This window comes from Nonomuraea sp. NPDC003727 (assembly GCF_053586935.1).
Genome location: NZ_JBSFNE010000020.1, coordinates 15,575 through 27,200 on the forward strand (window position 1 = coordinate 15,575; position 11,626 = coordinate 27,200).

12 protein-coding genes are annotated in these 11,626 nt (G+C 71.3%); 3 read left to right on the plus strand and 9 right to left on the minus strand.

Going from position 1 to position 11,626, the window contains the following annotated elements:
* Positions 1-2: 2 nt before the first annotated feature.
* From ACWDLG_RS36590 to ACWDLG_RS36625, 8 genes are read right to left on the minus strand one after another with little or no spacing between them, the layout of a single operon-like run.
* Positions 3-1,403: an Ldh family oxidoreductase gene (locus ACWDLG_RS36590; protein ID WP_449928916.1), complete on the minus strand. Its 1,401-nt coding sequence runs from the start codon at positions 1,401-1,403 to the stop codon at positions 3-5.
* Positions 1,397-2,650, minus strand: a complete 1,254-nt coding sequence (locus ACWDLG_RS36595; protein WP_449928918.1) for a condensation domain-containing protein — start codon at positions 2,648-2,650, stop codon at positions 1,397-1,399. Before ACWDLG_RS36595 ends, ACWDLG_RS36590 begins: the two co-directional genes overlap by 7 nt.
* Positions 2,647-3,918, minus strand: coding sequence for an MFS transporter (locus tag ACWDLG_RS36600; RefSeq protein ID WP_449928920.1), 1,272 nt, complete (start codon positions 3,916-3,918; stop codon positions 2,647-2,649). The genes ACWDLG_RS36595 and ACWDLG_RS36600 overlap by 4 nt, the downstream gene beginning before the upstream one ends.
* A gap of 1 nt (position 3,919) precedes the next feature.
* Complete coding sequence (locus ACWDLG_RS36605; RefSeq protein WP_449928922.1) at positions 3,920-4,354, minus strand: glyoxalase; 435 nt, start codon at positions 4,352-4,354, stop codon at positions 3,920-3,922.
* Positions 4,347-5,141 carry a sulfotransferase gene (locus ACWDLG_RS36610; RefSeq protein WP_449928924.1) on the minus strand — a complete coding sequence of 265 codons (795 nt, stop codon included), beginning with the start codon at positions 5,139-5,141 and terminating at the stop codon, positions 4,347-4,349. The genes ACWDLG_RS36605 and ACWDLG_RS36610 overlap by 8 nt, the downstream gene beginning before the upstream one ends.
* Positions 5,138-5,980 (minus strand): sugar phosphate isomerase/epimerase family protein, encoded by an 843-nt coding sequence (locus ACWDLG_RS36615; protein WP_449928926.1) that lies wholly within the window; start codon positions 5,978-5,980, stop codon positions 5,138-5,140. The genes ACWDLG_RS36610 and ACWDLG_RS36615 overlap by 4 nt, the downstream gene beginning before the upstream one ends.
* Entirely contained in the window at positions 5,965-6,648 is a 684-nt protein-coding gene (locus ACWDLG_RS36620) for a hypothetical protein (protein WP_449928928.1), read from the minus strand. The genes ACWDLG_RS36615 and ACWDLG_RS36620 overlap by 16 nt, the downstream gene beginning before the upstream one ends.
* Entirely contained in the window at positions 6,645-7,529 is an 885-nt protein-coding gene (locus ACWDLG_RS36625; protein WP_449928930.1) for a Gfo/Idh/MocA family protein, read from the minus strand. Before ACWDLG_RS36625 ends, ACWDLG_RS36620 begins: the two co-directional genes overlap by 4 nt.
* Positions 7,530-8,021: 492 nt before the next feature.
* Here ACWDLG_RS36625 and ACWDLG_RS36630 point away from each other — a divergent pair, with 492 nt between their 5' ends.
* The 3 genes from ACWDLG_RS36630 (at position 8,022) to ACWDLG_RS36640 (ending at position 10,381) form a co-directional block, all read left to right on the plus strand.
* The gene (locus tag ACWDLG_RS36630) at positions 8,022-8,246 is read left to right on the plus strand and encodes a hypothetical protein (protein ID WP_449928932.1); all 225 of its coding nucleotides are present in this window, start codon (positions 8,022-8,024) and stop codon (positions 8,244-8,246) included.
* Entirely contained in the window at positions 8,236-9,384 is a 1,149-nt protein-coding gene (locus tag ACWDLG_RS36635; protein WP_449928934.1) for an amidohydrolase family protein, read from the plus strand. Before ACWDLG_RS36630 ends, ACWDLG_RS36635 begins: the two co-directional genes overlap by 11 nt.
* A 466-nt stretch (positions 9,385-9,850) precedes the next feature.
* Positions 9,851-10,381: a hypothetical protein gene (locus tag ACWDLG_RS36640; RefSeq protein ID WP_449928936.1), complete on the plus strand. Its 531-nt coding sequence runs from the start codon at positions 9,851-9,853 to the stop codon at positions 10,379-10,381.
* Between the two features lie 297 nt (positions 10,382-10,678).
* On the opposite strand, the gene ACWDLG_RS36645 is transcribed toward ACWDLG_RS36640, so the two are convergent.
* Positions 10,679-11,584 carry a branched-chain amino acid transaminase gene (locus ACWDLG_RS36645; protein ID WP_449928938.1) on the minus strand — a complete coding sequence of 302 codons (906 nt, stop codon included), beginning with the start codon at positions 11,582-11,584 and terminating at the stop codon, positions 10,679-10,681.
* Positions 11,585-11,626 lie beyond the last annotated feature (42 nt).

Sequence of the window (11,626 nt, forward strand, 5' to 3'; positions counted from 1 at the left end):
GGTCACCTCCACCCGAGGGCGTCGGCCACGGCGCGCGGCACGCGCAGCCCTTCGGCGCGGCTGTGCGAGGTATGGGCGGCCTCGAGCTGGTCGGGGAAATGCGGCTCGGGGGCGCCCCCGGCGTAACCCGCTGTCACGGCAGCACGCAAGGCTTCGATCAACGTGTCGATCTCGTCGAGCCCGAAGGCGGCGGGCGAGAGTCCGATGAACAGCTGGCTGCAGTTCATCGGCCGGCCGGGGCGCTTGCGCTGCTTGCCGACGAGCGGACTGATGGTGTGGCCGCCGAGCATGCCGGCCAGTACCTCGGCGATGACGGTCACGCAGAGCCCCTTGTAGCCGCCGAACAGCGGCACCGAGCCGCCCTGCTCCAGATCCGCAGGATCGGTGGTCGTCCGTCCTTCGCCGTCCAGCAGCCATCCCGGAGGGACGGGCGCGCCACGATGGCCGGCGTCGCGGATCTTCCCGATCGCCACGACCCCGGTGGCGAAGTCGACGACGAAGGGTTCGTCGCGGCCGGTGGGGGTGACGAGGCAGACGGCGTTGCTGCCGAGCGTCGGCCGGACCGCTCCCGGAGCCGCCAGGCTGGGGCCGGAGACGTTGTACAGCAGCCCGACGGTCCTGTGCCGCTGGAACGGCCACCGGTAGGCGGCCATCATACCGACGTGGTTGTTGTGGTGGACGGCGACCGCGGAGACGCCGGTTCTGACCGCGGTCAGCGCGCACCATTCAGCGGCTCGTGCGGCGGCGACCTGGCCGAATCCGGCGCGGGCGTCGACGCGGGCGGTCGCGCCCCGTGCCGAGAGGACGGGTCTGGCCGTGGGATCGATGCCACCCGCGCTGACCCGCTCCAGGTAGGTGGGCAGGAGCCCCACTCCGTGGGAGGGGTGCCCCCTCACATCGGCCTCGACGAGGACGTCGGCGACGATGCCGGCGGTCTTCTCCGTGGCGCCCACCCCGCGCAGGGCCGCCACGGTGAGGTCGCGCACCTTCCCGGCGGGCAGGCGGAGGTCAGTGCCAGGATCCGGCGCGGAGCTCTCCGGGATGAGAGTCCCCTTGGCGAGAGTGAACACGCGGTCGGGCATCACCCGCTCGCCCTGGACGGCGTCGGTGGCCAGCAGGACGGTGGTCTTTCCGCTCGCCTTCCGCTCTCGGACCAGTGCGGCGAGGTGGTCGACGGGCAGCCGGTCGGCGTCGTCGACGACCAGGACCTGTCCGCTGATCTGTCCGAATCGTGGGCGCAGCTCGCCCTTGAGCACCGCGCCGAGCACGCTCTTGCCTGAGCCCCGCGCGCCGCGGACCAGGACCGTCTGGCCGGCGGAGATGTCGAGGTCGAGTCCGCGCAGGAGGACCGCCTCCTCGCCGGGCGCGCCGACGACGACGACGAGATCGCGCACGGTCAGCATGTGAGCTCCTCCGCCGCCGCGCGCACCCTGACGACCGCCTCTTCGAGCAGCTCACGAACGGTGCCGGGATGGTAGTGCCCGGTGCTGTACTTGATGTGCAGCTCCAGCCGCCTGTCGACGACGTCGCCTTCGAGCATGAGCGTGTAACGCTCGGTCTGGGCCTGCGAGCGCAGTGGCCCGAGGGGCTCGTCGGCGGATCGGAGCAGCGCACCGGCGCGCTCGTCGAGCCGTCCCAGCTGGCCGCGGAAGTTGTAGCGCAGCGTGGTCTCGGGGAGGTCGGCGAGCTCGTCGGTGAAGTGGCGCAGGGCGTCGAAGCCGAACAGGCGCTCGGGGACGGCCCGCAGGTCCGCCGGGTCGAAACCGTCCCGGGCCGTGAACACGATCGGGAACGTGTTCTGCAGATAGCCGACGGTGTCGACCACGTCGATGTTCAGTGGCGTCAGGTGCCGGCCGACGTGATAGGTGTCGACCCCGACTGCCGGAAGGCCCCAGCGCGCCATGATCGCCTGAGCGGCCGCGTCCAGCACGACATCGCTCACGCGTAGTCCCCGAGCCCTGGACGTCCTGGCGAGCACCGCGGTTTCCGCGGCGGACAGCCGGATGCCGGCCAGTCGCATCGTGGACAGCGACGCCGGCTCGTCGCGGTCGGTGGGAGGCATCCGTACCGCGTCGAAGGGCCGTGCCCGCCAGCGTCGCGCGTCGGCCGCCGCCTCCTCCGTACGCACCCACTGCTCGACGGCGGCGACGTAGTCGGCCGGGGTGGCGGGACGACGCGGTCCTTCGGGTTCGCCGCGCAACGCGCTTTCGAGCTCGTCGGCGACGATGCCCATGGAGAATCCGTCGAGCGTCAGATGATGGATGATCACCAGTAGCCGCCCCGGCTCGTCGCCGAAGGGGAAGTGCACCACGTGAAGGACCTGGCCGTCCGCCGGTCGCATCCTGGTCTGCGCCCTGGCGATCTCCTCGGCCAGGGCCGCTGCCTCGCCACGGTAGTCAGCCAGTTCGGCCCGGCCCATGACCGTGCCGGCCTGCGGGCTCAGCACCTGTGACCGCCATCCGTGCGGAGTCACGCGGTAAGCGGTGCGCAATGCCGGGTTGCGCTCGAGGAGGCGTTCCACGGCCCGGACGAGGATCTCGCCGGTCAGCTCGGCAGGTACGGTGAACAGCCAGCCGAGGTTGAAGTGGTGCCAGTCGGCGTCCGGCCGGTTGCCGACCCACCGCCGCTGGGCGGGAAGCAGGCACGTCATGCGGTCACCTCCGCGGACCGCTCGGCGCGTTGCCGGCGGGTGCGGGGATGCCGGACCGCCACTTCGGCGCTGATCAGGCAGGCGCCGCTGACCAGAGCGAGCAGCACGACCCAGCCGAGCGATGTCAGGCCGCTGATGAGCAGGGCGACGACCACGGGTCCGATCGCCTTCTGCGCCGAGTCGCCGAGCGCGAAAACCGCGAGGTAGCGGCCCCGCAGGCGTTCCTTGGCGAGCCCGATGGAGACCGTCCACTCGGCGGCGGAGGCCGACAGCTCGCCGATCGAGTGCATCACGACCGCGACGGCCATGACGGCGATGGTGAGCGTCACCCCGGTGTACTGGGCCGTCACGTAGCCGGCCGCCGCGAACGCGAAGGCGATCGCGGCCCGCGCGTACGCGGGACGGACGTCCGCCGGTCCGCTGAGATTCCTGGTCGCCCGTACCTGGAACAGCACGATCATGATCGTGTTCGCGGTGAACAGCACGCCGACGAGCGCCTGCGGGGCGTTGGTGTGCTGGACCACCCAGAGCGGAACGCCGACGATGAAGGCGTTCGCCTCCAGGAGCACCAGGACGTTCAGCGCGGCGAGCGTCACGTAGCGCCAGTCCGCCAGCACCGCGCGATAGCCGCCGGGGGCTGGGGCCCGCTCTGCTTCGGCGACCGCTCGGAAGGCCCGCTCGGGCGGCCTGATGGACACGACGAGAACGGCCGCGACGACGAACGACAGGACATCGAGGCCGATGGCCAGGAGGTATCCCTCGCGGGTTCCGACGGCCAGCACGATCGCGGCAAGCAGTCCGCCGATTCCGTATCCGGCGTTGCGGATCGAGCGGTTGAAGGCCAGCAGCCGGTTCCTGGTCTCGCCTTCGGCGATCTCGGCGATGAAGGCGTGCTTGGCCGGCCGGCCGGAGGCGTCGGCCGTCTGCGCGAGAAGCACCGCGACCACCAGCGGAGCGAAGGCGTCGGCGAGCAGGTAGGCGGCGGTCCCGAGTGCGGCCAGGCCGAATGCCGCGATCACCACCGGTTTGGGGCCGTAACGGTCGACGAGGGCGCCCCCGACGGGCACCAGCGCGATGCCGGCGATGCCCGCGATGCTCATGGCCAGGCCGACCGTCACCGGCTCGAGGCCGATCTGCCGGGTGAAGTAGATGATGACCAGCGGCATCAGCAGACCGCTGCCCAGAGCGTCCACGATCGCCACCCAGGACCAGCGGCGTACCGCGGGAATGTCAGGCAGGCCGACCAGCCTGCCCACGAGGCCGGTCATGTCATCGCTCCGGAGGCTGGTCAGGAAGCCGCTGGAGGAACTCCAGACGGTTGCCCAGATTGTCATGGACGTAGAAGCGCCGGTGGCAGGGGAGGTCGCCGTCCCACGTGACCTCGACGCCGCGATCGGCGAGACGGCGGGCCAGGTTGTCGAGATCGGCCGACCTGATGCCGGGATGGGCCTTACGGGCCGGGCGGAAGTCCTCTTCCACGCCGAGATGGATCTCCAGTGCGTCGGCCCGCACCCACAGACCTCCGCGGGCGGCGAGCGCCGGCGGCTTCGGGATCTCGACCATGCCCAGGACACCCACGTAGAAGGAGCGGCACTCGTCCTCGCTGCCGGGAGCGATGGCCAGTTGGACGTGATGCAGGCCGAAGCCGAACGGCGACCGATGGTCATGGTCATGTCGCCCGGCGTGGGGCGGGTTGTCACTCACAGCTGTTCTCCCTTTCACGAAGACGCCCCCACACGGCGGTGACGTGGGCATCCAGGTCTGCCGGCAGATCGGGTTCGGGGCAGGTGCTGCGCCTGGCGCGCAGCCCGCCGAGATAGGGGGCGAGATCCAGACCGACGAAGGTGCTGAGCCGCCGCGTGGCCCTGCCGTCGCACAGCGCGCGATATCCGACCACCATCTGGCGCGCCGGGTCGAGCGCCGGCGCGAGTGCGAGCCAGCCGCGGTGCCAGGCCGCCCACTTGGCGCACGCGCCGACATCGGTAGCCGGTTTCCACGGCCGCTCTCCCGCCCATTCGTGCGTGGAGGCGGCGACCTCGTACGGGTGCCGCACGAGAAGCAGCAGGCGAGCCGACGGCACCGCCTCCAGCACGGTGGGCAGATCGAGCAGGTACTCGTTGTACTTGTCCCCCCAGAAGGGCCAGGCCGCGTAGGACTCGGTGAGGATCTCCCGGACCAGCGCCGAGGGGTCGTCACGCCGGCCCTCCGCCACCCTGGAGGCGGCGGCGCGCAGGGCGGTGCCGACGCGGACGCGCCAGTGCGCGACTCCCTGTCCTGCCACCGGCTTGCGGCCGAGAGCATGCCAGATCTCGTCGGCCCGGAAATGCCGGCCCGCGAGATCGCTCCGCGTGCACCAGCGGGGCAGGAGGTAGGGCAGCTTGCCGTTGACGGTGAACAAGCCTCCGCTGTCGGCGTAGGCACGGCTGAGCGCGTGCGCGAAGGCAGTCGTTCCCGACCGCTGAGCGCCGAGGAGCAGGAGCGGGCCGTTCACGTGGTCACCAGCCTCTTCAGCCACCGCATGCATTCGACGCTCGCCGCGTGGCCCCCTTCGGTGAAGGCCTCGCCCCATGGCCGGTCGCGTTCCTCCCGCGTCAGGACGCGCCCGTGCCGCCAGTGAGTCTCCAGCGACAGCCAGCCCTCGTAGCCGTCGGCGGCCAGGGCGGCGACGATCTCCGCCCAGGGCAGATCGCCCTCGCCGAGGCGGACATAGCCGGTCGTGCCCGCCGGGTCCTTGACGTGCACGTGGCGGATGAGTGCTGACCCGATCCGGTACTCCTCGGGAAAGGGAGCCCGATGCCGGCCGCTGAAGACGCTGTTGCCCGGGTCCCAGAGAATCCCGACGTCGCTGTGACCCAGCACGTCCAGGAAGGTCATGATCAGGGCGATCGTCGGGGTGTTGGTCCGCGTGCCGGTCTCCACCAGAAGCTGGACGCCGGACATGGAGACCCCGTGCAGCACCTCCCTGGCGACCTGGGCGGCGCTGACCGGATCCGGTGCGCCGTCCCGGTAGAAGGTGAAGGCGCGCACGTGGGGGGCGCCGAGGAGACGAGCCTGCTCGACGGCGCGGATCAGCAAGGTCCGGACCCGGCCGACGTCTTCGTCCGTGCGCGGCAGGTCGCACTTCATGGCCGGCGGGCAGAACCCCGCCACCTCCAACCCGTGCTCGGACACCGTCCTGCGCGCCTGCGCCAGCTGCTCGTCACCGAGCCGATGGGGCGGCGTGTTCGCGAGGGACCGTATCTCGATGCCCGAGAACCCGCAGGAGCGCGCGGTCCTCGCGACGACGCGCAGATCCTGGTGGACTTCGTCGTTGATCACGGCGAGTCGCATGCGACCCCCTTCCACGCATGGCGGAGGACGCTCAGGTCCTGTTCGGGCACGCCCGCGTGCGACTCCACTGTCAGGTCGGTGACGTCGTCGCCGGCCAGGCGGAGCCAGCGGAGGTCGTCGCCGGTCAGCGGGCGGTGCCGGTGCCGGTCGCCGCAGCCGAAGCCCTTGACCTGAACGGCACGAGCCAGCAGGGCCAGCCGGGTCAGATCCGCCTCGAAGTCTCGCGAGATCCCGTGCAGGCCAAGGTTGTCGATCAGCAGGCGGCAGCCGTACCGGTCGCACAGGCGCATCAGCTCATCGGGGCCCGCATGCCCTCGATGGGTCTCGATGAGGACGTCTCGCGGCGGACGATGGCGGGTGAGTCGGTCGATCTGCTCCGACGTGCACGGGGCCTCGAGCGCGCCCACCGCCGCGAAGATCTTGACGGGGTGATCGGGGAAGTGCTCCGCCGGCATCACGTCGCGGTCGTCCCGGCCGAGCACGACCGACAGGCCGACGAACGCCACGGGGAGTCCAGCCAGCCCGGCGATGCCGTCCCGCTCCCACCGGTGGCCCCTGCCGGCGCGCAGGTCGACCACCGTACCCCCGGCACGACGGGTGAGCGCGGCCAGATCGGAAGCGCTCAGCTCCGGCGCCGACGCCGACGAGAGGCCGCACCGTGCGATCATCGGCCGCCGGCCTTCCGCACCTCGTCGAGCACGGTCACGACGGCCCTGGCCCGGGCCAGCCGGCAGCGATCGGGGCCGGCGGCGAACTCCTGGTAGACCCGTGTCCGGAGGGCCGGGGTGGGCTCGGGTGGGATCTCGGTCACCCGGTCGCCGACCGCGATACGGACCATGCCATCGGTGATCTCGAATCGCCTGGCGTCGCCGCCCACGATGACGAGGTGTTCCGCGCGCGTGCCGCCATCGGCCGACACGGTGAAGGCCAGCGTCGCCCCCGAGGCGAAGAAGATCGTCCCGGCGCTCCTGATGTCGATTCCGGGCGCGCATTCGCGATAGTCGCTGACCCGTACCCGTTCGATGTCGCCCAAGAGCTGGCAGGCGATGTCCAGGTAGTGAATTCCGAGGTGAGACGTGACCCCGCCGGATGAGTGCAAAGGATTCGCGCGCCATCCGGTGAAATGTTCGGGCGCCCGTGGCCGGCTCACGAGCAGCGTTCCGATCGCGTCGCCGCCCCAGGCGGTGCAGGCGGTTTCCGGGATGCGCAGGCGATGCTGCAGCATCACGGCCACGTCGTCGGACTTCGCGGCGAGCCGGTCCAGTTCCTCGACCGACATGGCCGGAGGCTTCTCCAGGAGAAGCGATTTCCCGGCGTCGAGAACAGCGTGCGCCATGTCGGACCGCTGACCGGGAGGGGTGCACAGCGCGACCGCGTCCAGGTCCGGGTCCGCCAGGACGTCCGGCCACGAGCCGATCCGCCGGTGCGGGAGGACGTCGACGGTTTCGTCGGCGTCGAAAACGGAATGCAACACCATGGCGCCGGCTTGTCGAATCGCCGTGGCGTGCTGCCGGCCGGCTTTGCCGTAACCGACGATCGCGATACGCATGTCGCCCCGGTGACCACGCTTCGACCTCGCGGCGCGCGAAAGCATGTCGCTTCCGGGAGTTTCCTTCATCGAGTCACACTTCTCTCCCGCGCCAGGGCCGGCGTCGGAGTCGCTCGCATCGCAGAAAGGGATGAATCTGACACTCGCCCCTCATATGCCGAGGGCGACCGCGCCGATGGCAGCGCCATCACATGGGCACGATCGATGAGTATCGAGCAGTTTCGTGCAGATTTATACGGTTTATGGCCGTATGCGCTGTTTCTAGCTGAATCGCCTTGCATGAGCCTTTCATCGGACTTTCATGAGACTTACCGAGGCCATGCCGGCGCCGGGCCCGCCGGCCATGCCCGCCGCCATGCCGGCGCCGGGCCGCGAGGACCGGCCACCCGCCGCCCCGCCCTCCCGCGACCCGCGCAGGCGTCGGCGCGAATCCCGACAGGCTCGGCGACCATCCAGAATGATGGGCGGGACAACCCTGATCGAGAGGCGTCGATGACTGGAGAGCGCGCGGAGGTGTGCGTCTCGGCCGCAGCCGTGCCGCCGCTGCCGAGGTCGCAGGACGAGGCGCTCGACGCACTCGAGGCCGACCAGGTCGTCCGCGGCCTGTTCGCGCCCGACCTCATCGACACGTACCTGTCGGTCAGGCGGGCGGAGTCGCGCGCGCTCGACGGTCTGGACGACGTGGAAAGCTGCCGGAGGATCGCTGATGTCTTCTGAGTCCCTCGATCAGTCGATCGAGGCCATCGCACTGGTGGACCACCATGTCCACGGCGCCGCGGGCAACGACCTGTCCAGGGCGGAGTTCGAGGAGCTCATCACCGAGTCGGACCGGCCGGTACCCGGCTGGATGAGCCAGTTCGACTCCCAGATCGGCTTCGCGATCCTGCGGCACTGCGCGCCCGTGCTGGGTCTCGACCCACATGCCTCCCCCGAGGCGTACATGGCGCGGCGTGCCGAGCTCGGCGCCGCGGAGGTGAACAGGAGGTTGCTGACCGCGAGCGGGATCGGCCACTTCCTGGTGGAGACCGGTTATCGCGGCGACGAGATCCTCGGGGTCGCGGGCATGACCGAGGTCACCGGACGGCCCGCCGAGGAGGTCGTCCGCTTGGAGGCGGTGGCCGAGCAGGTGGTCGCCGAGGGCGTCAGCGCGGCCGGGTTCGCCGCGCGCTTCGCCGAACTGCTGTGGAAGCTCAGCCGTACGGCCCGCGGCCTCAAGACGATCGCCGCCTACCGGCACGGGCTCGACCTCGACCCGAGCCCGCCCACCCCCGCCGAGGTCACGGCCGCGGCGGGGCGGTGGCTCCGGGCGGTCGAGGAGACCGCGACGGTCCGGGTCGACGATCCGGTGCTGCTACGCCACCTGATCTGGACCGGGATCGAGCGCGGGCTGCCGCTGCAGTTCCACACCGGCTACGGCGATCCTGACATCGACCTGCGCCGCTCCGACCCGCTGCTGCTGCGGGGGCTCATCGAGCGGGCCGAGCCCAGCGGGGTGCCGCTGCTCCTGCTGCACTGCTATCCGTTCCACCGCAACGCGGGCTACCTCGCCCAGGTCTACCCCAACGTCTACTTCGACGTGGGCCTTGGAGTGAACTACACCGGAGCGCGCAGCGTGGCCGTCGTGGCGGAGAGCCTGGAGCTGGCGCCGTTCGCCAAGACTCTCTTCTCCTCCGACGCCTGGGGCCCGACCGAGCTGCACCACCTGGGCGCCCTGCTGTGGCGCCGGGCCATGTCCCGCGTCCTCGGCGGCTTCGTGGCCGACGGGGAGTGGTCGCCGGCCCAGGCGGTCCGGGTGGCCACCATGATCGGCAAGGACAACGCGCGTCGCGTCTACCGCCTGGGAGACGACGCGTGACGGATCAGACCGAGCGCTACCCCGGACAAGACACGCGAACGCACCCTGGACGAGACATACGGACACACCCCGGACGAGAACGCGCGAACGCCTGCTCGCCGCGCTGCGCGCGAGCTTCCGAGCTCCTGCTCTGGCGGGCCTGGCCGGAGGCGCGAGCCCTGATGGAGGAGCAACTCGGCTGACCCGCGCGCGTTCCAGCGCGTGAGGCCGCGATACCGGCGCAGGCGTCGCAGTCGGAGGGCGCGCGCAGCGTGCCGCCCGAGCGGGACCCGCACGACCTCCCTCCAGCCGGCCCTCCTTCGCTGACACCCGTCAGCGGCTCGACCCAGGCCGGGTGGGTGTCGGCGGGGTCTGGTGGCCACGCCGGTCGGGGCGGTGCTCCGGCTCACGGCGGAGCCTTGGCGGGAGTGGCCGCATCGAAGGTCGGCGGCTTGCGATGATGCCAGGTTGACGCCATAGTGGCGTCATGGATCTCGCGCCATACGTCGACTATCTGCGCCAGGAGCTGGCCGCCGCTGCCGAGGTCGGTGGCGACGACGCCCGTGCGCTCGCCGAGCGGCTCACCGGGCCGCTGGAGTCCGCGACCAGGCTCGCCCTGCTGGAGGCGCTGTCGAAGGCGGCCGACGAGATCACGCGCGACCTCGCACCCGGGTCGGTCGACGTCCGCCTGCGCGGTCGCGACCCGGATTTCGTCGTCAGGGTCCCCGTCGACGAGTCCGCCGACCAGACCGTCGAGCCCGTGCCCGCCGTCGCGGCCAGGCCGCCGGCTCCCCCGCTGCCGCCGGAGGGCGACGAGGGCGGTACGGCGCGCATCAACTTCCGGCTTCCCGAGCACCTCAAGGTCAGGGTGGAGGAGGCGGCCGGCAGGGAGAGCCTGTCGGTGAACGCCTGGCTGGTCAGGGCGGTCGCCGCCACCCTCGAACCCGCCGAGGGCCGCGGCGGCGGGCGCTCCTCGGGCACGTCGGCGGGACGCCGCTACACCGGCTGGGTCCGCTGACAACCCCAGCCTGACCGTCCGCCGGCCTCCCCATTCACCGGCCTCCCGTCCGCCGGCCTCCCCATCCACCGGCCCTCGTCCGCCCGCCTCCCCGTTCGTCGGCCTGCCGGTTCGCCGGCCTGCTGACCGTCCCCCTGTCCACCCGCCCGCCTCCACCTCCGCCGACTCCCCGTCCATCCGGCCGTCCACCTGCCCACAGCACCGGTGAGGCTCATGGACGCCGCCCGCAGCCCCGCAAAGTGCCGCGTTCCATCCGGCCCGCATGCGGACCTGATCACGCCGCGGGGTCGGCCGGACCTAACCGACAGGGGTGAGCCAGTCGCGGTAGCGGTCGTCACGACCGTGCACGGCCGCGTCGTAGGCGTTCCTGAGCTTGGCGGTCACCGGGCCTTCCGGACCGCTCTCGCGGTGGTCGACGGAGGCGACCGGCACGATCCCGACGGCCGTGCCGCACAGGAACAGCTCGTCGGCCGTGTAGAGCTCGGCGCGCAGGATGTCGCGCCGCCGTACGGGCAGGCCGAGGTCGGCGGCGAGCCGCTCGACGGTGTCCTGGGTGATGCCCTCCAGGGCCCCGGCGGTGGCGGGCGGGGTGGCCAGCGCACCGTCGCTGACGAGGAACAGGTTGGCGGCCGTGCACTCGCTCACGTGGCCGGCGGCGTTGAGCAGCACGGCCTCGTCGAAGCCCGCCTCCAGCGCCTCGGCCTTGGCCAGCACCGAGTTCAGGTAGGGGCCGGTCGCCTTGGCGACCGTGGGGACGACGGCGGGGTCGTTGCGGCGCCAGGAGCTGGTCATCAGCCGCACCCCGTCGCCCAGGTACGTGCCCCACTCCCAGGTGGCGATCGACACCGTGACCGGGCAGTTCCGCGCCGAGATGCCCATCTCGCCGTAGCCGCGGTGGACGAGGTGGCGGATGTAGCAGGTCGAGTGGCCGTTGTCCCTGACCGTTCGCAGGGTGGCGGCGTGCAGCTCGCCCGGGGTGTACGGCACGGCAAGGCCGATGATCTTCGCGCTCCGGTAGAGCCTGGCCAGATGGGCGTCGAGCCGGAAGACCGCCGGGCCCTGCGGGGTGTCGTGGACGTTGGTGCCCTCCAGCACGGCCGTGCCGTAGTGCAGGGCGTGGGACAGCACGTGGACGCGGGCCTCCGGCCACGGAACCAGCGCGCCGTCCATCCAGATCGTCCCGGTTTCGGGCAGCTTCATCATGTCCCCTCAAGTGGCTCAATCAAGTGGCCACTTCTGAGCCAC